Origin of the sequence: Actinomadura spongiicola, from assembly GCF_003432485.1 — a bacterium.
GTDB lineage: Bacteria > Actinomycetota > Actinomycetes > Streptosporangiales > Streptosporangiaceae > Spirillospora > Spirillospora spongiicola.
This window is the reverse complement of the sequence record NZ_QVNQ01000008.1, coordinates 123125-145056: the sequence shown is the minus strand read 5'-3', so window position 1 is coordinate 145056 and position 21932 is coordinate 123125. Positions and strand designations below refer to the sequence as shown.

The 21932-nt window shown below is 73.1% G+C and carries 18 protein-coding genes and 1 pseudogene; 8 read left to right on the top strand and 11 right to left on the bottom strand.

All coding sequences use genetic code 11. The features are described 5' to 3' along the window. Window positions 1-2: 2 nt before the first annotated feature. Complete coding sequence (locus tag D0T12_RS24855; protein ID WP_117402100.1) at window positions 3-926, bottom strand: carbohydrate kinase family protein; 924 nt, start codon at window positions 924-926, stop codon at window positions 3-5. 71 nt (window positions 927-997) lie between these two features. On the opposite strand from D0T12_RS24855, the gene D0T12_RS24850 reads away from it, so the two are divergent. Next, a complete protein-coding gene (locus D0T12_RS24850; protein WP_117402099.1) occupies window positions 998-1639 on the top strand; it encodes a class II aldolase/adducin family protein in 642 nt (213 codons plus the stop codon). A 4-nt stretch (window positions 1640-1643) separates the two neighbouring features. After that, on the top strand, window positions 1644-2063 hold the full coding sequence (locus D0T12_RS24845) for a TIGR03668 family PPOX class F420-dependent oxidoreductase (protein ID WP_117402098.1): 420 nt from the start codon (window positions 1644-1646) through the stop codon (window positions 2061-2063). Window positions 2064-2105: 42 nt separating this feature from the next. Here the strand turns inward: D0T12_RS24845 and D0T12_RS24840 are convergent, their stop codons facing one another. Further along, entirely contained in the window at window positions 2106-3113 is a 1008-nt protein-coding gene (locus D0T12_RS24840; protein WP_233526274.1) for an ADP-ribosylglycohydrolase family protein, read from the bottom strand. A gap of 15 nt (window positions 3114-3128) precedes the next feature. Beyond that, entirely contained in the window at window positions 3129-3935 is an 807-nt protein-coding gene (locus D0T12_RS24835) for an AraC family transcriptional regulator (RefSeq protein ID WP_233526273.1), read from the bottom strand. A gap of 62 nt (window positions 3936-3997) precedes the next feature. Here D0T12_RS24835 and D0T12_RS24830 point away from each other — a divergent pair, with 62 nt between their 5' ends. Continuing rightward, window positions 3998-4408, top strand: coding sequence for a DUF2000 domain-containing protein (locus tag D0T12_RS24830; protein WP_117402095.1), 411 nt, complete (start codon window positions 3998-4000; stop codon window positions 4406-4408). 7 nt (window positions 4409-4415) lie between these two features. Here the strand turns inward: D0T12_RS24830 and D0T12_RS24825 are convergent, their stop codons facing one another. Beyond that, window positions 4416-4658 carry a Rossmann-fold NAD(P)-binding domain-containing protein gene (locus D0T12_RS24825; protein ID WP_117402094.1) on the bottom strand — a complete coding sequence of 81 codons (243 nt, stop codon included), beginning with the start codon at window positions 4656-4658 and terminating at the stop codon, window positions 4416-4418. A 146-nt stretch (window positions 4659-4804) separates the two neighbouring features. Here D0T12_RS24825 and D0T12_RS24820 point away from each other — a divergent pair, with 146 nt between their 5' ends. The 3 genes from D0T12_RS24820 to D0T12_RS24810 all read left to right on the top strand — a co-directional run bounded on the left by D0T12_RS24820 (window position 4805) and on the right by D0T12_RS24810 (window position 8203). Then, the gene (locus tag D0T12_RS24820) at window positions 4805-5425 is read left to right on the top strand and encodes a Uma2 family endonuclease (RefSeq protein WP_233526272.1); all 621 of its coding nucleotides are present in this window, start codon (window positions 4805-4807) and stop codon (window positions 5423-5425) included. A 243-nt stretch (window positions 5426-5668) separates the two neighbouring features. Further along, window positions 5669-7339, top strand: coding sequence for a molybdopterin-binding protein (locus D0T12_RS24815; protein ID WP_117402093.1), 1671 nt, complete (start codon window positions 5669-5671; stop codon window positions 7337-7339). Between the two features lie 126 nt (window positions 7340-7465). Further along, window positions 7466-8203 carry a thioesterase II family protein gene (locus D0T12_RS24810; RefSeq protein WP_117402092.1) on the top strand — a complete coding sequence of 246 codons (738 nt, stop codon included), beginning with the start codon at window positions 7466-7468 and terminating at the stop codon, window positions 8201-8203. Between the two features lie 83 nt (window positions 8204-8286). Here D0T12_RS24810 and D0T12_RS24805 read toward each other — a convergent pair whose 3' ends face one another. Together D0T12_RS24805 and D0T12_RS24800 are read right to left on the bottom strand one after the other, a co-directional pair. After that, window positions 8287-9360 carry a S1 family peptidase gene (locus tag D0T12_RS24805; protein WP_233526271.1) on the bottom strand — a complete coding sequence of 358 codons (1074 nt, stop codon included), beginning with the start codon at window positions 9358-9360 and terminating at the stop codon, window positions 8287-8289. A gap of 202 nt (window positions 9361-9562) precedes the next feature. Then, the gene (locus D0T12_RS24800; protein WP_117402090.1) at window positions 9563-10468 is read right to left on the bottom strand and encodes a S1 family peptidase; all 906 of its coding nucleotides are present in this window, start codon (window positions 10466-10468) and stop codon (window positions 9563-9565) included. A 231-nt stretch (window positions 10469-10699) separates the two neighbouring features. Here D0T12_RS24800 and D0T12_RS24795 point away from each other — a divergent pair, with 231 nt between their 5' ends. Further along, window positions 10700-11653 (top strand): ornithine cyclodeaminase family protein, encoded by a 954-nt coding sequence (locus D0T12_RS24795; protein WP_117402089.1) that lies wholly within the window; start codon window positions 10700-10702, stop codon window positions 11651-11653. Window positions 11654-11929: 276 nt separating this feature from the next. Then, complete coding sequence (locus tag D0T12_RS24790) at window positions 11930-12535, top strand: response regulator transcription factor (protein WP_117402088.1); 606 nt, start codon at window positions 11930-11932, stop codon at window positions 12533-12535. Between the two features lie 228 nt (window positions 12536-12763). On the opposite strand, the pseudogene D0T12_RS37525 reads toward D0T12_RS24790, so the two are convergent. The 5 genes and pseudogenes from D0T12_RS37525 to D0T12_RS37205 form a co-directional block, all read right to left on the bottom strand. After that, window positions 12764-13333, bottom strand: a pseudogene (locus D0T12_RS37525) (ATP-binding cassette domain-containing protein); the annotation flags it as partial. Window positions 13334-14238: 905 nt separating this feature from the next. Then, a complete protein-coding gene (locus tag D0T12_RS24780; RefSeq protein ID WP_117402087.1) occupies window positions 14239-15921 on the bottom strand; it encodes an ATP-binding cassette domain-containing protein in 1683 nt (560 codons plus the stop codon). Between the two features lie 63 nt (window positions 15922-15984). Next, the gene (locus tag D0T12_RS24775) at window positions 15985-16095 is read right to left on the bottom strand and encodes a SapB/AmfS family lanthipeptide (protein ID WP_117402471.1); all 111 of its coding nucleotides are present in this window, start codon (window positions 16093-16095) and stop codon (window positions 15985-15987) included. 5 nt (window positions 16096-16100) lie between these two features. After that, entirely contained in the window at window positions 16101-18710 is a 2610-nt protein-coding gene (lanKC, locus tag D0T12_RS24770) for a class III lanthionine synthetase LanKC (RefSeq protein WP_117402086.1), read from the bottom strand. Window positions 18711-18886: 176 nt separating this feature from the next. Beyond that, the gene (locus D0T12_RS37205; RefSeq protein ID WP_325050844.1) at window positions 18887-21841 is read right to left on the bottom strand and encodes a helix-turn-helix transcriptional regulator; all 2955 of its coding nucleotides are present in this window, start codon (window positions 21839-21841) and stop codon (window positions 18887-18889) included. Between the last annotated feature and the right edge of the window lie 91 nt (window positions 21842-21932).

The following is a 21932-nucleotide window of genomic DNA, read 5'->3' as shown; positions in this document are numbered from 1 at the left end:
CGTCAGAGGGCGTCGAGCAGGCGCAGGACCGCGTCGAGGCCGGTGAGACGGGCGTCGGAGCCGAGTCCCTGCGCGACGACCGCGGCCGCGGCCGTGCCCCAGCGCGCCGCTTCGAAGACGTCGCGTCCGTGCGCGAGGCCGGTGATGAACCCGGCGCAGTAGGCGTCGCCGCAGCCGGTGGTGTCGACGACGTCGACGGGCGGCGCGGGCAACCGCCGCACGTCCCGCCCGGTCGCGACGAGGCTGCCGTCCCTGCCGAGCGTGACGATCACCGTGTCGGGGCCCCGGGCGAGCAGCGCCTCGGCGGCCCTGGCGGGGTCGTCCTCGCCGGTCATCGTCGCGGCCTGCTCCTCGTTCGGCAGGAAGTGGTCGACGTACGGCAGGAACGCGGCGGCGGCGCCGAGCGGCTCGGGCCGGGTGGACAGCGGGTCCATGGTCACGACGGTGCCTGATCCGCGGGCGGCGTCGAGCATCTCGAAGAACGCCGGATCGTTGAGCCCGAGCGTGACGTCGGGCCCGCCGAGGTGCACCAGGCCGGCGGCGCCGAGCAGCCCCGGTCCGACCGCGCCCGGGGTGAGGGTCAGGTTGGCGCCGGGGGCGTGCAGGCCGGGGCGTCCGCCGTCCGGCCGGATCGGCAGGATGGACGCGGCCGTCTGGACCGCCGTCCGGCGGACGAGGCCGCTCACGTCCACGCCGTTCCGGGACATGATCGTGACGAGCAGGTCGCCGAGGTCGTCGTCGCCGATCGCGCCGACCGAGATCACGTCGTTGCCGAGCCTGGCCAGCGCCACCGCCGTGCCCGCGGCGGCTCCGGCGGCGGACACCCTGATCTCGTCGACGATGACGGTGTCGCGGCCGTCCGGGACGTCGGGCACGGGCCGGGCGAGCACGTCCAGGGTGTGCGCGCCCAGTGTCACCACCGTCATGACCGGACCCCTTAAAGATCGTCAGGAGCGTAGCGTAACCGTGCGAACGCTAGAACATGAAAGGTATTCGCATGCTATTGGCGGACGAAAGGGACAAACTCACGGTGATCGGCCGGTCGCTGGCCGAAACCGGTCTGGTCGGCGGAACCTCCGGCAATGTCAGCGTCCGGTCGGGCGACCTGGTCGCCGTCACACCGGCCGGAGCAAGGCTGGACCGGCTGGACCCCGCCGACTGCCCGGTCGTCACCCTCACGGGCCGTCCGGTCGACGGCGAGCGCGTCCCGTCCTCGGAGACGCCGATGCACCTCGCGCTGTACGAGGCGACCCCGGCGGCGGCGATCGTGCACACCCACTCCACCTACGGCGCCGTCGTGGCCTCCACCCTGTCGGAACTGCCCCCGATCCACTACAACATCCTTCTCCTCGGCGGCGTGGTGAGGGTCGCCGAGTACGCCACCTACGGGACGCCCGAACTGGCGCGCAACGTCCGCGCCGCGATGGCGGGCGGCAGGCGCGCCGCGCTGATGGCGAACCACGGCGGCGTCACGATCGGCCGCGACCTGGACGAGGCGTTCGAGAACGCGCGGCTCCTCGAATGGCTCTGCGGCGTGTACGTCCGGGCCAAGATGATCGGTGAACCGCGCGTGCTGACCGACGAGGAACTGGCGAAGGTGGTCGAGCGCGGCCTCACGCCACCCGACATGGCAGGCTGAGGGGGTGCCGAAGCTCTCTTCGGACGACGCGCGCCGCCTCCTCACGACGGTCCCGGTCGCGCGCCTGGCGACCGTGGGGGAGGACGCGCGCCCCCACATCGTCCCGGTGACGTTCGCCGTCCACCGGGGCGCCGTCTACACGGCGGTCGACCAGAAGCCGAAGAGCACCAGGGACCTGCGGCGCCTCGCCAACATCCGCTTCAACCCGCGCGTCGCGCTGCTGGCCGACCACTACGAGGACGACTGGGAACGGCTGTGGTGGGTCCGCGTGGACGGCCACGCGTCCATCGTCGAGGATCCGGCGCGGACGGCCGAGCCCGTCCGGCTCCTCACCGAGCGCTACGCCCAGTATCGCGACCGCCCGCCGGAAGGGCCCGTCATCGCCGTCACCATCGACACGTGGAGCGGCTGGACGGCGTCCTGACGCCCGGCCCGCTCACGCCGCGGCCCGCTCATTTCGGCGCGCTCACTTCGATGCGTCCCAGGCCCCGCCGATCCGGCGCAGCAGGTCCGCGTACTCGATGCGGCCGGACCACTCGTCCGGCCAGGCGTCCATGCCGAGCCGCGCGCCCGCGAAGGCGCCCGCCAGGCACGCGATCGAGTCGGAGTCGCCCGAGCTGACGGCGCCGCGCCGGATCGCCTCGACGGGCTCGTCCGGGAACAGCAGGAAGCACAGCAGCCCGGTGGCGAGGGCCTCCTCGGCCGTCCAGCCCGCGCCGGTGATCTCGCAGGGGTCGGCCGCGCGGTCGCCGCGTGCGAGGGCCTCGTCCAGCGCGTCGAGCCGGTCGAGGCACTCGTCCCAGCCGCGGGCGATGAACGTCTCCGGGGCGTCCACGCCGGGTCGCCGCCACAGGTCGCCGAGCCAGCGCTCGTGGTAGGCGGTCCGCTGGTCGTGGCACCGCGCCCGGAGCGCCGCGGGCAGGTCGGCCGGGTCCATGCCGTCGACCAGCCACCGGACCGCGAACGCGGTCAGCTCGCTGGCGGTCAGCCCGGTCGGATGGCCGTGGGTGAGGGCCGCCTGGAGCTGGGCCGCTCCCGCCCGAGTCTCGTCCGAGAGCCCCGGCGCGAGGCCCACCGGCGCGACCCGCATGTTCGCGCCGCAGCCCTTCGACCCCGTCACGGTGGCCTCCGGCCACGGCCTCCCCGCGGCCAGCCCCTCGCACGCCCGCAGGCACGTGCGGCCGGGCGCCCGGTCGTTGTCGGGGCTCCTCAGCCAGTCGACGAACCGCCGCCGCCACATCGGCGTGATCAGGTCGGGGGTGAACGGCGGGTTGTCCAGGGCGTCCAGCAGGGCGAGACCGACTGCTATCGCCATCTGCGTGTCGTCGGTGACGAGCGCCGGGTCGCCGGTCGGCTCCACGGGCCCGTGCTCCCCGAAACGGCGGTGAATCCGCTTCATGTCGAGGAACTCCGTCGGAGCGCCCAGGGAGTCGCCGTACGCCAACCCGAACATGACCCCGCTCGCCCGCCTCATGGACGGCATTCTTCCCTAATCGGTACAGGCTTCGCGGTAGCCGCCGGGGGTCACGCCGTAGCAGCGGACGAACCAGCGCGTCAGATGGGACTGGTCGGCGAACCCCGCCGCCGCCGCTACGTCCCCGATCGCGTCGCCCCGGGCGAGCAGCCGGCGGGCGGCGCGGAGGCGCAGCAGCCGCTGGTAGTCGCTCGGCGCCATCCCGTAGGCCCGCCGGAACCCGCGGTAGAGCGCGAACCGGCTGCACCCCGCCGCCTCGGCCAGCTCGTCCGCGCCGATGTCGTCCAGGTACGCCTCGTCGAGCCGCCGCCGTGCCCGCTCCACCGGGCCCGGCGCCGACACCGTCCGCAGACGACGCGTGGCGGCCCGGTTCACCATCGCGCCGACCGTCGCGGTGAGCAGCTCGTCCCGCCGGAGCGCGGGCGCGCCGCCGAGCAGCGCCGCGTGGAGACCGCGCAGATTCCGTGCCAGGACCGGATCGGTCACGACGGGGGAGTCGAACAACGGAAGCCCCGCCGGACGGTCCCCGATGTCGGCCAGCACCTCGGACACCAGCTCCGGTCCGAGGTGCACGATCCGGTACGTGAAGCCCAGCTCGTCGGCGGCGTGCCCGTCGTGCGGATCGTCGGGGTTGAACGCGATGACCATCCCGGCGGCGCTGGTGTGGGCGTCACCCCGGCACCGGAACGCCTGGTATCCGTCCTCGGTGACGCCGAACGAGTACGTCTCGTGGCTGTGCCGATGGTAGACGTGCCGCTCGAAATGCGCGTGCATCGCCTCCATCGGGCGGCTGGACGACCGCCAGTACCTGCTCCAGTCCACGTTCCCAGTGTGGCGCACGAGCGTTCAAGACGAATTCCCCAGGCCACGGAACGCTGGACCGCATGCGTTTCGACACCAAGATCGGCATCGTGGTCCGCGACGACCTAGCGGCGTGGCAGCGGCTCAACGTGACCGCGTTCCTGGCCAGTGGCGTCGCGGGCGGCATCCCCGCCCTCGTCGGCGAGCCCTACGAGGACGCGTCCGGCAACACGTACCTGCCGATGTTCCGCCAGCCCGTCCTCGTCTACGAGGCCGACGCCGCCACCATCCGCGACGCCCACGGCCGCGCCCTCGCCCGCGACATGCACATCGCCGTCTACATCGAGGACATGTTCAAGACGGGCCACGACGAGGCCAACCGGGAGACCGTCCGCTCCGTCACCGCCGACGACATGCCGCTCGTCGGCTTCGCCGTCCACGGCCCGAAGAACGGGGTCGACAAGGTCCTCAAGGGGCTACGGCTGCACCCCTGACCCCGACTCAGGGCGCCCAGTCATGCGGCCCGAGCACATATCCCTTGCTGGTCGAATGCAGGTGGTTGATCGACACCAGATGCCCGAGGGCGGCCCACAGGTCCTCCTCGGGCCCGTCCACGAGCCGCCCGATCGTGTCGAAGTCCGCCGCCCCACCCTCCTTGTCGATCTCGGCCACGGTCTCGTACACGGCCAGCTCGAAGTCCGACAGCTCCTGAACGTCCCCGCGCCGTGCGTCTCGCTCATCCATCCCCCACCCATGCCCACCCTCACCCGTCCAACCGCCCCGGGACACCCCGGCGCCGTAGGCTGAGACCACAAGGCTCGATCACTACGATTCGTATGCGACGGGTGGCGCTCCGCTCATAGACTCGTGCGCGAGGACAGGAGCAGGGCATGACCGTGAGGGTTGATGAGTCGCTGGCCGAGGAGGCCGACGTTCTCCTCGAAGGGTTCCTCGCCCTCGACACCCCCGAGGGCTTCCGAGCCGAACTGATCGACGGCGAGATCGTCGTGACCCCACCCCCGGTCGGCGATCACGAGCACTGTGTGGCCCCGATCATCGAGCAGATCATCCGGAACAGCGCGATCGAACTCGAATGCTCGGGCAACAAGGGCCTCCGGGTGCCGGGCGTCGACGGGCACCCGGACAACCGGGTGATCCCGGACATCACCTTCGTCTGTGCCGAGCGCGACGCCTTTCGCGGGGCACCGGCGTGGATGCCCGCCGCGGACGACACGGTGATCATGGTCGTTGAGGTGACTTCCGCCCGGCCCGAACGGGATCGTGTGGCCAAACGCAACGGGTACGCGCGGGCGGGGATCCCGTTCTACCTGCTGGTGGACCCGGAGCGAGGACAGGGTGGTCCTGTTCGGTCGGCCGGACGGAGAAGAGTACGGGCAGATCGAGCGGTTGCCCATTGGCAAGACTCTGTCCCTGCCGGAACCGTTCGAGGTGGAGTTGGACACGTCGAGGTTCGGCTGAGCCGTCGGGTGTCGGTGGAGCCCTCGTCTTGATGCACGTAGATCGCGGCGAGGGCTTTGTCGTGCCCGGGTTTCGCGGGTGGGTAGGGCGGTCGTCCGGGGCGGTCGGCGTGGCGTTGTGTGATGTTGGACACGGAGTGGAGCGGTCTTGCGGCGCCGTAGGGTGATCTTCGTACAGGGACGGAACTCCCCGCAGGAGTGATCCAACGGATCTCTCTCCGTCCGGTTCTGCGCCCACTCCTCGAACTCCTGTCTTGTTAGCAGAAGGGGAACACGGTGAGGCGTTTACGCACAGGTCTGGTCGGCATCGCCGCGCTCGCGGCACTGCTCGTCCCCGTTCAGGCGGCCGCGGCCGACCCGGGCGGTCGTGAGGCTCCGCCGCGCGGCGGTCAGCCCTTCTTCAAACTCGGCCACAGCAAGACCAAGGCATCCGCCGCCGCCCGCCGGGCGGCCGACCACACCGTCACGATCCACGGCATCGACGCCGGCGGGACGCCCGTCGCCCCGCTGGGCACCCTGATCGACCCGGCGACCGGCGTGGAGTACCCGCTCACCGAGAGCGGGGACGCGCTCACCGCCGTCGTCCCGGCCGGTACCTACAGCCTGACGAACATCGTGCTCACGGGCGCGGCCTACGACCCCAGCAACCTGGCCCTCTACGGCAACCCGGCGCTGACGGTCGACGACGACGTCGAGTTGACCCTGGACGCCAGGACGGCGACCGAGATCCAGGCGGTCAGCCCCTCGTCGACCGCCACCGAGGTCCACAGCCACGCCCAGATCGTGCAGACGATCGCCGGTCAGGACATCTCCACGATCGTGAGCGGCAGGCCCGACGTCGGCCTGCGCGCCTGGCCGTCCGCGAGCACGACCCGGCCGTACCACTTCGTGTACGCCGAGACGCAGGCCGAACCGCTGAGCACGCCACCGAACCCGCGCGTCTACAAGATGGTGTTCCCGACGGCCGGACAGGTCCCGAGCGACCTGACGTTCGAGGCCGCGCCGGAGAGCCTCGCGCTGGTGAACACCACCTACAACACGCAGGGCGTGGCGTCCACCGAGGCGGGTCCCCACTCCGTCATCGCGGACGTCCAGGGCGTCGGCGGTGAGGTGCTGGGGCTCACCCACCCCGCCGTCGCGCCCGGAACCCAGCGGGTCTACTACACCGCGAACGGGGTGAAGTGGAGGGGCAGCTTCCTCTACAAGGTGGGCACCGTCCAGGTGAACGAGCGGCAGGTCGCGCCGCGTACCTACACCGCGGGCGGCACCTATTCGGAGGCGTGGAACAAGGCCGCGTTCGGACCGACGATGAAGGTCGGGCACGGCCAGGGGCTCCTCCTCGGTCGTCCGGCGATCGCCGACACCGGGCAGCCCGGACACGAGAACTTCGGCGGCAACTACAGCGCGGGCCTCACCGGCACGCTCACCCTCTACCGGAACGGGCAGCAGGTCGGCGTGAGCACCAACCCGCTGGGCGCCGACTGGAGCGTGCCCGCCGATCCCGCGTCCTACCGGCTCGATCTGTCGCTGACTCGGAACGTCGCCTGGTCGAAGTACGTCACGAAGGTCACCGGGCGCTGGACGTTCCCGTCCACCGAAGGCCCCGATGACCCGTTCGACAACCAGCGCCACCTGCTCCAGCCTCGGGTCAGCGGCGCCTTCGACAGCCAGGGGCGCGCGCCGGTCGGCACGACGTTCCCGCTGGACGTCGTCGTCCAACGGCCCGCGGGCGGAAGCGCGGTGACGTTGACGTCGGTGGAGGCGTCCTTCAACGACGGCACCACCTGGACCACGGTGCCGGTGACCGCGTCCGGCACGGACCGCTGGACCGCCAACATCCTGCACTGGTGGCCACACAACGGTTACGTGGCCCTGAGGATCAAGGCGACCGACGGCTCCGGGAACACCGTGGAGCAGACGGTGATCCGCGCCTACGGCCTGCAGTGACCGCCGCCCCCGTGGTCCCGGGAGTTCCGGGACCACGGGGGTCGCGCCGGGGCGCGGCGGCCTACGATGGGCGGGATGACCGGCACGGACCCTCGACGTCCGCCCCCCGCCCGAGGAGTTGATCGAGTGAGCTGGTTCCGCTGCGCCGAGCACCGTCCGTGGGCGTCGACGCGGCTGTTCTGCCTGCCGCACGCGGGCGGGTCCGCGGTGTTCTACCGGTCATGGGCCAAGGAGATCGCCCCGGCCGTCGAGGTGCACGCCGTCCAGTATCCGGGCCGCGCCGACCGGCTGGCGGAACCGTACGTCACCGACGCGGAACGGCTCGCCCGGCTCATCGCCGGGGCGATGGCGGCGCTGGACGACCGTCCCGCCGCGCTGTTCGGGCACAGCATGGGTGCCGTCGTGGCGTACGAGGTGGCGCGGTTGCTCCAGGAGCGCGGCACCGCGCCGGCGCACCTGTTCGTGTCCGGTGCGCGCCCGCCGCACGACCGCGGCGACGACCGCGTCCACGAGCGGGACGACGACGGCCTGGTCGCGGAGATGCTGCGGCTCGGCGGCACCGACGGCGAGGCGCTGCGGGAGCCGGAACTGCGGGAACTGGTCCTGCCGTACGTGCGCAACGACTTCAAGCTGATCGAGACCTATGTCCACCGGCCCGGGACGCGACTGACCGTCCCCGTCACGGCGATCATCGGGGACGCCGACCCGCATGTGACCGAGGCGCAGGCCGCGGGCTGGGCGGACGTCACCGACGGGGAGTTCGCGTTGACGGTCATGCCCGGCGGCCACTTCTATCTGGCGGAACGGCAGGCGGCCCTCATCGCGGAGGTCGTCCGCGCCCTGGACGTCCCGGCCGTCTCCTGACACGCGGCGGGCCGCCTCCGCGGAGGTCGATGCGGAGGCGGCCCTACAGCCGACGGTCGGTACTGACGGCGGGTACCAGAGGATCAGTAGACCTGGACGCCGTACACCTGCATCGCCTCGGTGACGGGCTGGAAGTACGTCGTGCCGCCCGACCGGCAGTTGCCGCTGCCGCCCGAGGTCAGACCGAGCGCGGTGGACCCGGCGAACAGCGAGCCGCCGCTGTCGCCCGGCTCGGCGCACACGTTGGTGCGGATGAGGCCGGTGACGCTGCCCTCCCGGTAGTTCACCGTCGCGTTGAGCGCGTTGACGCTGCCGTCGTGGAGCTGGGTCGTGCTTCCGCTGCGCTGGACGCGCTGGCCGACGGTGGCGTTACCGGCGCCGGTGATGTCCTGGGTGCCCCGGCCGTAGAGGCTGACGGCGCCCCGGGTGTCCTGCGGGGTGGACGTGTACTTGACGAGGCCGTAGTCGTTGCCGGGGAAGCTGCTGCCGGCGGTGTTGCCGAGCGTCCGCCCGCTGCTGTCGGTCCAGGTACGGCTGTTGTTGGTGCAGTGCCCGGCGGTGATGAAGTAGTACTCGTTGCCCTTCTTGGCGTTGAAGCCGAGCGAGCAGCGGGACCCGCCGGTGCGGATGGCCTCGCCGCCGAGCGTGAACTTCTGGAACGTCCCGGCGACGTGCTCGATGCGGACGGCCGCGCCGTGCTTGGCCGCGGCGGCCTTGACCCGCTTCAGCTTCGCGCCGGTGACCGTGCTGTCCACGGAGAGCAGCACCTGGTTGGTGTCGGGGTCGACGGCCCAGGCGGTGCCGGGGATCGTCGCGTCCCGCTGGAGCGTGTCCTCGACCTTCTTCAGGTACGAGCCGCTGCGGGAGACCGTCTCCGGCACGGCGCCCGCGGCCCGCACGGTCCGCGCGGCCTCGGCGTCGGTGACCGTGACGACCAGCTGGCCGCCCTTCAGGTAGGAGCCGGCGGACCGGCCGCCGAGCTGCTGGGCGAGTTTGGTCGACAGGTCGCCGGGGCCCGCGGGAGCGGCGGCGGCGACGGGAGCGGCCGAGCCGGAGGTGGCGGACACGGAGGGAGCGATGGCGAGGGCGCCCGCCACCATGCCGGCCGACGCCGTGGTGACGCCGACGGCGAGCACACGCCTCTTGGTGATCTTCACTGCACAAGCCTCCACGGGGGGTTGGGTGCGCCCTGCTGGCACACCGGAGGTCCTGCACATGGTGTGGGAACCGTCAAGGCAGGCGTAAGACGCAGAAGGTGACCAATTCGGAACAGAGCGATTGTCACCCTGACGATGGATCCGTGGTCAGACCGGGAGGGGACACGGCCATCGGACCCGTGGAACGTGATGGGAATTCGGTTCAGTAGATCGTCACGCCCTCCCTCTGGAGCACCTCGTCGACGGGTTGAAAGAACGTCGTGCTCGCGGAGGAATTGCAGTGGCCCACGCCGCCCGATGCCAGACCGACCGCGAGGTTTCCGAGGAAGAGCGGGCCGCCGCTGTCGCCCTCCTTGGAGCAGATGTCGGTACCGATCAGATCGCGGACGGCGCCCTGCTGGTAGTTGACGGTGTAGCCATAGCCTTTGATCCTTCCGGTCTGGACACCGGAGGCCTGGCCCACGAGCGTCACCGTCTGCCCGACCGGGGGTCTTCCGGCGCCGACGATGTCCTGGTACTGGTCGCCCGCGCGGACGCCGCCCTGGAGGTCCCCGGGCGTGGACGAGTACTTGCCCTTGACGACGCCGTAGTCGTCGCCGGGGAAGCTGAAGGAGGAGGTGGTGCCGAGCAGCTTGGTCAGTTCCGGGTCGGAGTACCAGGAGGTGACCCCCTTGGCGCAGTGGCCCGCCGTGAGGAAGAAGTAGTCGGATCCTCGTTTGACGTTGAAGCCCAGCGTGCAGCGGACGCCTCCGGCGGCGTAGATGGGTTCGCCGCCCGCGGTGAGCGGACGGAGCGTCCCGGCCACGCGTTCGACGTGGACGGCCGTGCCGTGCTTGGCCACGGCGGCCTTCACCCTCTTCAGTTTCGCGCCGGTGACCGTGGAGTCCAGGATCACGGAGACCTTGCCGGTGGCGGAGTCCACGCCCCAGGCGGTGCCGGGGACGGTGGCGTCGCGCGTGAGCGCGGCCATGATCTTCGCGGGATCGGCGCCGCCTCTTCCGGCGGGAGCCGTGCTCGCGGTGGCCGTGGTGCCGAGGACGGACGCCACCAGGCCGGAGGCCGCGACGGCGGCGGTGACGCCGCGGATGCGCGGAGGACGGATGCTCATGAAGCGCCTCCTGTGGGAGCGGGCGCGCCCGGACGGCGCGCCGGAGGTCACCGCACATGCTGAAAGAACGCTGAACGCGACGTAAGGGAAAAAGGTGACCAATTGCCCGAATGCGAATTGTCACCCCGGCGCGCGGGTCGATCATCACCTGCGGGATGAGGCGTTCGCCGACGTCATGATGATCAGTGAGCCGGTGGTGACGCCGCCGCGCCGAGGCGGGAGAATAGTCCGGTGACGTTGCTTTTGACCCGTTCGGATCTGGAGATGTCGCTGGACCCGGCCCGGTGCCTGGACGCGCTGCGCCGCGGCTTCACGTCCGAGGAGTACGAGGTCCCCGCGCGGCGGGTGATCGGACGGCTGCCCGGCCAGGGCTCCGCGACCGCGTTGCTGCCCGGCCTGGTCCGGGGCGTGCCCGCCTACACGGTCAAGGTCAACGCCAAGTTCCCGGGCAGCAGGCCCGCGCTGCGCGGCGTCGTCTGCCTGCACGACCTCGGCACCGGCGAGCTGCTGGCACAGTTGGACTCGGCCACCGTGACCGCCTGGCGCACCGGGCTCGCCGCCGCGCTCGGCACCCACGCGCTGGCCCGTCCGGACGCGCACACGGTCGCGGTCGTCGGCGCGGGGGCACAGGCGGAGCTGGTGATGCGGGGGCTGCCGGAGCTGCGGGAGGTGCGCGGCCTCACCGTCTGCGACCTGGACGCCGGTCGCGCCGCCCGCTTCGCCGAGCGGCACGGAACCCGGCTCGGGATCCCGGCGGACGTCGAGCCAGACCCGCGCGCCGCCGTCGCGGACGCCGGCATCGTCGTCATGGCGACCTGGGCGCGCCGCCCCATCCTGCACGCCAGGGACGTGCCGCGCGGCACGCACATCACCTCGCTCGGCGCCGACGAGCCCGGCAAGGCCGAGTTGGGCGCCGATCTCTTGGAGGGCGCCCGGGTCGTCGTCGACGACGTGCCCCTCGCCGTCGAGATGGGCGTGCTGGCCGAGGCGGGCCTGGACGTCAAGCACGCGGCCGGGACGCTCCGCGACCTGCTGTGCGGGCAGGTGCCCGGACGGGTGCGGGGCGGCGAGATCACGGTGTACGCGCCGGTCGGCCTGCCCTGGCAGGATCTCGCGGTGAGCTGGGTGGCGTACCAGACGGCTCGTGCGTCCGGCACCGGAATCGAGTTCGATTTTTTGGCGTGAGTACAGGTAACGGGCTTTTCGGGAGATAAGGGCATCCGAATTGTCCGTTTGTTTCGGTCTTTACAATGACGCCATGCATAGTGTTGACTCCGGGCGGTAGATCCTCCGCCTGACCCAGCCGTCCAGGTGGCCCATGGAAGCTCGTTGTCGTCCCGCCCCGACCGGGCGCTCCTTCCCGGTCCCCGCCTTAGCCCCGAGGCCGGAATGCGGTTCGGTAATGGCGTTCCCGCGCGCCGCCGGGGGCGGCAGCGCCACGGTTCACGCCAGGAGACGAAAATGATTCGGATTCTTCTCGCCGAGGGGGCGCCTCTCCTCCGTGGCGGGCTCGCCGCCCTGTTCGACGGGATGAAGGACCTCGACGTCGTCGCCGCGATCGGCTCAGGTGAGCAGATGCTGCGGACCGCGCGCAGCCAGCGGCCCGATGTCGCGCTGATCGACGTCGGGCTGCCCGGCATGGACGGCTTCGCCGCGGCGCGCAAGCTTCGCGAGGCCGTGCCCGAATGCAGCACGGTCCTCATGGCGGGCCGATGTCGCAACGGCGACCTGCGGCGCGCGGTGGCGGCGCGCGCCTCCGGCTTCGTGCTGAAGGACACCTCTCCCGGCGACCTCGTCGACGCGATCCGCCGTGCCGCGAACGGCGCGCGGGTCGTCGACCCGGACGTGGCGTTCCAGGAGCTCTCCTCGGCGAAGAGCCCGCTCACCGAACGGGAGTCGGAGGTCCTGTCCCTCGCGTCACGGGGCGCTTCCGCGGCCCAGATCGCCGAGGACCTCTTCCTCACGATCGGCACCGTCCGCAACCATCTGTCCCGCATCAACCGCAAGGTCGGGGCGCAGAACCGTATCCAGGCCATCCGGATCGCCGAGGAGGCGGGCTGGCTCTGAACCCGTCTCCCAGTGCCCGATGAGGTCGCGGTAGAGCGGCGACACCGCGGGCAGGTCGATGTGCCGTCCGATCTGCGCGCGGGTCCCGTCCAGCACCAGGACGCGCCGCGCCCGCGCCGCCGAGCTGATCCGGTGCGCGATGACGATCAGCGTGCCGGGGCGCCGCGCGAACGCCTCCTCCGCCCGCGCCTCGGCCGCCGCGTCCAGCCGGTACGCGGCCTCGTCCAGGACGACGACCGGCTGCGGCGCCAGGTAGGCCCGGCACAGCGCGATGAGCTGCCGGTCCGCCTCCGACAGGTCCGCCGGGACGATCCGCGCGTCGTATCCGCCGAGGTCCCGGACGAGACGCGCCAGCCCCACCGCCTCCACGGCCCGCTCCACCCGGTCCGGCGCGGCGTCCGGCGCGTAGTAGGTCAGGTTGTCGCGCAGGGAGCCGGAGAACACGTACGCCTCCTGCGGGATGAGCACCCGCCGGTCGGGCGGGCCCGGCGGCAGGCCGTCCACCAGCACCTCGCCGGCGGTGGGGTCCACCAGGCCCGCGATGAGGGCCGCGAGGGTCGACTTCCCGATGCCGCTGGGGCCCACCACCGCGAGATGGTCGCCGCGCGGGACGACGAGGTCCAGATCCTCGATCACCGGCCGCGCGCCCTGACCGTAGGCGAACGAGACCCCGCGCAGCTCGACGGCCGGGGCGTCCGGGACGGCCCGCGCCGTCTCCGGCCGCGCGGGCCGCGCGGGCGCGCTCGTCTCCAGGATGCGGCCCAGCGTCACCACCAGGCGCAGCCCGCTGCCGCCCATGCCGTGCAGCAGCGTCCGCAGCGCGGGCTGCAACCCGTGCAGGACATAGGTCAGCGCGCCGATCAGCGTGCCCGGCGTGGCGCCGCGCCGCATCAGCCACGGCGCGGCGGCGAGGACGAGCAGCAGCGGCAGCCAACCGCCGACCGCGAGCGCCACGGCCCGCAACGCCGCGAACCGCGCCACCGCGCGACCGGCCGCCGCCTGCGCCTCCACCGCGGCGCCGAACCCGGCCCGCAGCGTGTGCTCGCCGCCGCACGCGACGGCGTCCCGCAGCCCCTCGGTCAGCGCCGTGGTCCGCTCGGCGATGTCCTCCTCGCCGACGACCAGGTCCCGCTGCCGGACGGCCGCCGCGCCGAACATCGCGCCGAACAGCAGCAGCCCGAGCAGCAGCGGCGGCACCACCAGCAGCGCCAGCTCCGGCATCAGGGTGAGCAGGCCGAGCAGCGCCGCGCCGGTGGCGAACAGGAAACCGCGCACGATGACGAGCAGGCCGCCGAACGTGTCCCGGACGATCTCCACCTGGTGGGTGAGCCGCGCGACCGCGCCGGTGTCGGGCCTGCCGCGCATCGACCGGCGCAGCGCCCCGTCCGTGACCCGCCGGACGAGGTCGTCGCGGAACGGCTCCACGATCGCGGCCAGCGCGGGATACAGCCGGCGGCTGCCGAACGCCCCCGCGAACGCGGCGACGGTGAGCAGCCCGAGCCAGCTCGCCGCGTCGACCGTCCGCCCGGTGCGGAACGCGTCGGTCGCCCCGGCGACGGCGCGCCCGAACAGCGCGGTCGGCACCGCCTCGACCAGCGACCACGCGGCGGCCCGCGCGACGGCGCGCGGGCGGGCCCGGACCGCCTCCCCGACCGTCCGGCGCAGCACCGCCCTGTTCGGGGGTGCCGTCTCGCGTCCGCTCCTCATGCCGCACCCCGGAACAGCGCGCGGTAGTCGGGGTCGTCCCAGAGCGTCGCGTGCGGGGCGAGCGCGCGGACGCGGCCGTCCTCCAGCCAGGCGACGAGGTCGGCGCGGGCGGCGGTGGACGCCCGGAGCGTGACGATCAGGCGGGTGCGCCCGGCGAGCCGGTTCAGCAGCGCGTCGGTGATCTGGAGTTCGGTGACGGTGTCGAGGCTGGAGGTCGCGTCGTCCAGGACGAGGACGCGCCCGGCGTGCGCGAACGCCCGCGCGAGCCCCATGCGCTGCAACTCCCCGCCCGACATCGGCGCGTCGGGGAGCGGGGTGGCGTAGCCGTCCGGCAGGCGCCGGATGAAGTCGTCGGCGCGCGCCGCCCGCGCCGACTCGCGCAGCCGCGCGTCGGGAGGCCGCGCCGGGCCGAACGCGAGCGCGTCGAGGACGGTGTCGCCGAACAGCGCGGGCCGCGCGAAGGCGTACCCGATCTCGCGGCGCAGTGCCGTCCGGGAGAGGCGGGGGAGCGGCGTCCCGTCCAGCAGCACCTCGCCGCGGTCGGGGTCGGTGAGGCGTCCGGCGAGCGCGGCGAGCTCGGAGGCGCCGGTGCGTCCGGTGACGGCGACGGCGAGACCGCCGGGGACGGCCAGATCCAGCCCGTCCAACACGCCCCCGGCGGCGCTGACCCCGCGGAATTCCAGGTGGCCGGGGCCGGACGAAACGGGCTCCGCGCCATAGACGGGCGCGGGAAGCGCGAGGACCTCGGCGGCGCGTGCGGCCCCGGCGCGGGCGCGGCCGAGGCGCAGCAGCTGCGTGAGGACGGGCCCGAACCCCGCGGCGAGCCCCGCGTACTGGACGGTCGCGACCAGCTCACCGGGGGTGATCCGGCCCGCCGCCAGCTCCGCGCCCGCGACCGCCACGGCCGCGATCTGCAGGAGCAGCAGCGCCAGCAGCCCGCGCGCCGTGATGCCGCCCTGGACGCGCCACATCCGCTCGCCCTCGCCGCGCAGTTCCGGCAGCGGCTCCAGCACGCGGACGGTCTCGCGGTCCGCGGTGCCGGCCGCGGCGATCGTCCGGCATCCGGCGAGGGCCTCGCCGAGCCGTCCCGCGATCGTGCCCTGGATGTCGAGGTAGCGGTGCACGGTCGCGCTGATGTCGCGGACGAACGCGCGCATCAGCAGCGCGATCACCGGCAGCGCCACCGCGATCGCCGCGGCGACCCGCCAGTCGATGAGGACCAGCGCGACCAGCGCTCCCACGGCGGGCAGCAGTCCCACGGCGGCCTCCGGCGCGGCGGCGGGCGCCACCCCGGCCTCGGCGGCACCGCCCACGACCCGGCCCGCGACGTCGCCCGGCGGAATCCGCAGTGCCGGGCCGACCGCGAGGACGTGCCGGACCAGCGTGTGCCGCAGCCATGCCGTCGCCCGCGCCGCCGCGCAGCCGGTCGCGAGTTCCGTCAGCACCTCCGCCACGGCCGACGCCACGACGAGCGCGACGCACGGCCACACCGCCGCGGCGGCGGGAGCGCCACCCGGCGGGACCGCGTCGATCGCGCGGGCCAGCGCGTAGGGGAGCAGCACCGCCGCGACCGCGTCCGCCAGCGCGGCGGCGGCCACGAGGGCGGTCCAGCCCCGGGCGCGCCCGGCGGCCCGCAGCAGCAGCCGGTTCGCGCCGGCCGTGACAGGTTGGGTGGTCATCGGTTCTCCAGAACGACGACGGCCATGGCTCCGAGCCCCCGGAGCCATGGCCGCCCACCATCGTTACAGGCAGATGGTCTGGCTGTGCGAGCTGTGGCCGCACAGCACGCTGAGGCTGCTGTTGCCGCCGCCGCCGTTCTCGCTGGTCATCCCCTGAAGGTCGAGAAGCGCCATGTTCTTCACCTCCTTTCGGGCTGGATAGAGGTGGCCGCCGTGAGGGTTCCCACGGGGAGCTCATCGGGTCCGGCGGAGCCTGTCCGGGACTGGGGGGCGTCGTCTCCCCACTCGAGTCCGGTGGTCCGCAGGAAGGGAAGCGTGGGGGCCGGGTCGTGCAGGGCCGCGCCGAGCGCGAGGAGCACGCCGGCCGTGCCGGTCGCCAGGTCCATCGACAGCCGGTACATGTGCTCGCCCGGGAAGGCCAGCCCGCCGGCGTACGGCAGGGCGTGCCACGCCAGGTCGCGGAGGTGTCCCGCCACCCGGTCGCCGTCACGATCGTGGCGGGCCAGGTAGAGCAGCATTCCGGCGCGTCCGTTGAACAGGCTCGGCTGCGCGTAGTACCGGGACATCGCGGCGACGCGGATCGCCCGCCGTGCCTCCTCGAACTCCTCGTCCGGACGGACCGCGAGGTACTCGTCCAGGACGAGGCCGATGCCGACGCTGCCGCGCCCGAGGTAGGGCAGCATCCGGACGTCCTGATTAACGTGCAGGGCGCCGTTGTGGTCGGTGACGCAGGCGGCGAGGTCGCGGCGCAGCGCGTCCGCGGCGAGGTCGAGCAGCACCGGGTTCCCCGTGCGCTCGTGGAGCCGGACGAACATCAGCGCGGCTCCGGCGCCGCCGTGCATGAGACCGGGCCGGGGCGCCGGGCCGTCGGGCCGCCGGGCCGCCACGATCTCGGCGGCGCGGCGCGCCGCGTCGAGCAGGTACGTCTCACCGCTCGCGTCGGCGAGGTCGGTCAGGGCCAGCGCGACGCCGGGCAACCCGCCGTACAGGTCGTCGCCGAGCCGTTCCCACCGTTCGTTCAGACAGTGGTCCGCGGCGACGATCGCGTCGTCCGTGCGTCCGAGGCGGGCCAGGACGTGCGCGGCCCCCAGCAGCCCGTCGTACAGGCCGATGCCGGTGCCGCGTTTCGGGTCGGCGACCCGCGCGGCCAGCCATTCCTCGTACTCGGGGAACCGTCCCGCGCCCGTGGCGTGCAGCGCGTACAGGACTCCGGCGGCGCCGTGCGCCAGGCCGAGCGACGCCCCGCCGAACTGCTCGGGGTCGCCGGGGAACAGGCGGTCGGTCCGGTCGGGTGTGGCGCTCGCGAGGATCGCCCTCGCCAGGTCGTCCCGGGTGCGCTCCCAACTGTGGGCGTCCGGGACGAACCCGGGCGCGGACGTCGGCGCGGCACCCCGCGTGATCTCCCGTACCGCCTCGTCAAGGAACGACCGCGGTACAGGGAAGTTGTCGGCGATGAGGTCGGCCAGTTGCGGCGCCTTGCCCCGGTCGATGATGAACAGAATGGTCAGCGGGGCGAACAGGGCCAGGCGAAGGCACGCGAGGCTGTAGAGGTCGACCTCGGTGCCGCGCCGGTCGGGCGGGGCGAGGAACGCCGGGTTCGCGAGGGTCTGCCGGCCGCGGGCGGACGCGGGCGCCGCCGTCTCGAAGTCGATCAGCGCGGCGGAGTCGTCCGGACGGACCATGACGTTGAACATGTGCAGGTCGTTGAAGACCATTCCGCGCTCGTGAATCGCGGTGACCACCCGTTCGACGCCCGCGTACACGCGCAGCGCCCATTCGGTGTACGCGGCGGTCTTTTCCGGGTCCGGATGGGGGTCCAGCATCGGATGCCGTTCGGCGAAGAATGTGTTGAGGGTGCGTCCCTCGATGAACTCCTGGACCAGGAAATGGTGCTCGCCGAGCGTGAACCAGTCGAGCGCGGCGGGAACCCCGTCGATTCCTTCGAGCGCGCGCAGGACGTCGCGTTCCCGTTCGATGCGCTTCACCGCGTCGGCGCCGTCGGCGGCCAGACCCGCGTGGGGACGTCCTTCTTTCAGGACCACCTTGCGTCCGGAACGGGTGTCGGTCGCCTCATAGACGCCGCCGCCGTTGGAGAAATGCAGGGCCTTGGTGATCTGGTACGGCAGGTCCGTCGTCGTCGTGGCGCCGCGCGCCTGGAGGTGGGGCTCCAGGCAGGCCGGGAGGGTCACCCAGTCGGGGACGGAGAAGACGGGCTCACGCCGGTCCGGAACCAGTTCCCCGGCGCCGTTCTCCATCGCGGGGACGAGCTTGCCCTGCTCGTCCAGACATCGGCGCTCCGCGAAGCCGCCGTACCTGACGTGCAGTGGGCCGGCGCCGATGCGCAGGTCGCTGAGGATGTAGGGGCCGGGCAGGCCGTCCACGAGCGCGCCGAGCTCGTCCAGCACCCGCTCAAGTTCGCGCTCGTCCGCCGGGTAGATCGTGACGAGCTTGCCGCTCGCGCCGCGCGGGGCGTACTTGGCGTTGCGCATCCGCAGCGTGCCCGGGCCGCGCAGGTGCTTGAACTCGATGCCGTTGCCGACGCAGTAGTCCCACGTCGCGGCCAGGATCTTGTCCGCGCTCTCCGCGCATCCGGAGACGTGCACTTTCCAGCCCTGGGGCGGCGTGCGGCGTTCCGGCGGGTCGTAGATGACCCATTCGTCGCCGAAAACCATTTCCCAGCCCGCCGGAAGATCACGCTGCGTGATGTCGAAGTCGGTGCTGCGGGTGACCGGAGGCGCATCGTAGAAAAGCTGGTCGGCGAGGCAGTAAAGCTCATATCCCTTGTCCACCGCGGGATTCCCTTCTGCGAGTGCCGATCAACTTCTGCGACTGAATAAGAGAATGGCAGCTCGCCAGGAATTGAGCTAGTGCAGGACATAATGAATGACCCGTGAAGATCTACCGTATGCCGTACGCGCACATCATCGGACCGGCATTCGCCGAGGAAGAAGGTGGTGGAAGCGGGTTATTCGAGGCCCTCGCGGTGCGCGACGGCCGCCGCCTGGGTGCGGCTCGCCACGTTCAGCTTCGCCAGGATGTTGGAGACGTGGACGCTCGCCGTCTTCGGGGAGATGAACAGCCTCGACGCGATCTCCCGGTTGCCGAGCCCGTCCGCGACCAGCTTCAGGACCTCCCGCTCCCGCACGGTCAGGGAGCCGAGCGCGCCGGACGGCCCGGACTGCCGCGCGCCCGCCCCGCTCCCGCCGCCGAGCCGGGCCCGGGCGCCGAGGTCGCGCAGCGCGGCCAGGAGCGGCTCGGCGCCGAGCGCCGTGGCGCGCTCGACCGCCGCCCGCCACTCCGCCGCCGCCGCGTCCCGGTCGCCGTTCTCGGCGAGCGCCTCGGCCAGCCGCCACCGCGACCGCGCCACCTCGTACACGAACCCGCCGTCCGCGTCACCGTAGGTGAACAGGTCGGTGGCCTTCCGCCACAGGTCCACGTCGTGGACGCCGTCCACGCGGCGCCGCTCGGCCTCCGCGCGGGCCAGCCAGGCGTGGCCTTCGAGGCCGAGCCAGGCGCGGGGCCGTCCGTCGGTGTGGACGGCGGCCACGGTCCGGGCCAGGCGCAACAGGCCGTCGGCCGCGTCGCCCGCCGCGCGGACGGCGGCCTGGTCACCGGTCGCCCGGGCCCGCGCCGCGAGTTCGGCGTGGGCCCACAGGCCCGTCGCGGAGAGGCGGAGCGCGCCTTCGGCCTCGCCGTAGGGCGTGGCGAGGACGTTCTCGACGTGCGCGACCGCGCCGCGTGGATCGTCCCGCCACAGGGCGCGCTCGGCGGCGAGGCCCCGCGCGAGGTAGTTGAGGTACAGGTGCTGCGCCCACAGCGGCTCGATCCACCGCAGGCGCTCGCCGGCGCTGGGTGAGCCCTGCGCCACATCGACGAACAACGCGTAGGCGGAGATCTGCGCCTCGGCGGTCCGGACGACCCGCACGGGGAACTCCTCTGCGAGCCGGTTCGCCTCGGCCCAGTCCCCGACCGTGTAGTGCACCAGGTACTGCAAGGACCGCAGGATGATGCCGTAGGTGTGCCAGCGGAGCCCGTTGTCCAGGACGAACCGCACGCCCTCGTCGGCGGCCCGCGCCGCGCCCGCGAGGTCGCCGCGGTCGAACTTCGCGCGGGCGTGGTGGAACCTGACGCGGACCGCCTGCGTGTGGTCGCCCGCCGCGTCGGCGAGCTCCTCGGCCCGCTCGAACAGCTCGGGCACCCGCGGGTCGGCCTCCCGGGACTCCCGGTACAGCCCGAGCGTGACCAGCAGCGCGGCCTCGGCGCCGGTGGCCCCGGCGGCGCGGGCCTCCGCGACGGCCTTCTCCGCGAACTCCGGCATCTCCTCGTCGTCGTCCCGGTAGAGCAGCGACCGGGCGTAGGTGGCGAGGGCCCCGGCGCGTTCGACGGTCGGCGGGCCGTCCGCCAGCATCGCCACCGCCTCCCGCGCGGTCGCCTGCGACTCCTCCATCTCGTCGATGTCGTTCAGGTACGACGCCAGATGATCGCGGATCTCGGCGCCGAGCGGCAGGTCCGCCGGGTCGGCGAGGCCGACCAGCCGCCGGAGCCGGTGCACGGCGCGCCGCAGTTCCCCGGCCCGCGCCGCCTCCTTCGCGGCGGTGAGCGACAGCCGCACCCGGTCGGTGCCCGCGGCGGCCTCGGCCCCCGGGACGGCGTCCCACAGTTCCAGCGCCCGCTCGTAGTGCTCGAACGCCTCGGCGGGCGCGCCTAGCCTGGCCGCCTCGCGTCCCGCCCGGACGGACGCGGCGAACGCGACGGGCAGGTCGTGCGCGGCGCGGCTGTGGTGGGCGAGTTCGGCGGCGGCCCCGCGCGTCCCCTCCGGGAGGGCGGCGAGCAGCCGGGCGTAGTCGGCGTGCAGCCGGGTCCGCTCGCCGGGCAGCAGGTCGGCGTAGACGGCCTCGCGCAACAGCGCGTGCCGGAACGTGTACCCGGTGGCGGACGGGACGAGCACCTGGTGCGACACGACCTCGCGCAGCGCCTCACCGGCCGCCGCCTCGTCCAGCCCCGACAGGCGGCGGATCGGTTCGTCGTCGATGCGGCGCCCGGCCACCGCCGCGACCCGCACGACCCGCTGCCCGGCGTCCGACAGCCGCTCCATCCGCGACAGCAGCAGGTCCGCGAGCCCGGCGGGCAGGTCGGCGGCCTCGTCAGGGCAGGGGGCGTCGAGCCCCGCGGAGTACAGTTCGGCGGCGTAGAACGGGTTGCCCTCGGAACGCCGGTGCACCCGCTCGACGGCCTCCGCGGTGACCGGCGCGGACCCGTGGGACAGCTCCGCGAGGTAGGCGGCGGTCTCGCCGGGCCCGAACGGGGAGACCACGACGCCGGTCACGTTCGGCAGCCGGAGCAGTTCGGCCATCACGGGCCGCAGCGGATGCCGCCGGTGCAGGTCGTCGGACCGGTACGTGCCGACGAGGCAGACCCGTTCGCGTTGCAGGACGCGGCAGAGGAACGTCAGCAGATGCCGGGTGGAACGGTCCGCCCAGTGGAGGTCCTCCAGGACGAGCAGGACGGGCCGTTCCCGCCCGAGCTCCCCGAGCAGGCCGAGCACCGCCCCGAACAGTTGCTGCTGCCCGAGTTCGGCGGCGGAGCCCGGGTCGGCGTCGCCGTCGGGGAGGAGCCGTCCCAGCACGGGCCGGGCGTCGAGCACGGCGCGGACCGCGTCCGCCTCGGCGGAGCCGGCGTTCGCGGCCGACCACAGCGCGTCGGCGAGCGGCAGGTAGGGCACGCTCTCGCCCAGCTCCGCGCACTGCCCGACGAGGACGGCGCACCCGTCGTCGCGGGCGGCGCGCACCAGCGCGTTCACCAGATGCGTCTTGCCGACGCCCGCGTCGCCGCTGACGAGCACGGCTCCGGCGTGGCCCGCGGACGCCCGCGCGAGCGCGGCGGTCAGCTCCGCGAACTCGGCGGCCCTGCCGATCAGCACCAACGGCCCCCTTCGGTCATCCCGCCCAGTATCCCACCCGGTGGGCACCGGGGGGCCGGACGTGAACGGGCCCCGGATCCGGGGAGGGATC

What these genes read in the sequence shown, in the direction of transcription:
- D0T12_RS24855 (WP_117402100.1), bottom strand. Translation starts at nt 926, where the DNA reads ATGACGGTGGTGACACTGGGCGCGCACACCCTGGACGTGCTCGCCCGG.
- D0T12_RS24850 (WP_117402099.1), top strand. Translation starts at nt 998, where the DNA reads ATGCTATTGGCGGACGAAAGGGACAAACTCACGGTGATCGGCCGGTCG.
- D0T12_RS24840 (WP_233526274.1), bottom strand. Translation starts at nt 3,113, where the DNA reads ATGAGGCGGGCGAGCGGGGTCATGTTCGGGTTGGCGTACGGCGACTCC.
- D0T12_RS24830 (WP_117402095.1), top strand. Translation starts at nt 3,998, where the DNA reads ATGCGTTTCGACACCAAGATCGGCATCGTGGTCCGCGACGACCTAGCG.
- D0T12_RS24825 (WP_117402094.1), bottom strand. Translation starts at nt 4,658, where the DNA reads ATGGATGAGCGAGACGCACGGCGCGGGGACGTTCAGGAGCTGTCGGAC.
- D0T12_RS24820 (WP_233526272.1), top strand. Translation starts at nt 4,805, where the DNA reads ATGACCGTGAGGGTTGATGAGTCGCTGGCCGAGGAGGCCGACGTTCTC.
- D0T12_RS24800 (WP_117402090.1), bottom strand. Translation starts at nt 10,468, where the DNA reads ATGAGCATCCGTCCTCCGCGCATCCGCGGCGTCACCGCCGCCGTCGCG.
- D0T12_RS24790 (WP_117402088.1), top strand. Translation starts at nt 11,930, where the DNA reads ATGATTCGGATTCTTCTCGCCGAGGGGGCGCCTCTCCTCCGTGGCGGG.
- D0T12_RS24780 (WP_117402087.1), bottom strand. Translation starts at nt 15,921, where the DNA reads ATGACCACCCAACCTGTCACGGCCGGCGCGAACCGGCTGCTGCTGCGG.
- D0T12_RS24775 (WP_117402471.1), bottom strand. Translation starts at nt 16,095, where the DNA reads ATGGCGCTTCTCGACCTTCAGGGGATGACCAGCGAGAACGGCGGCGGC.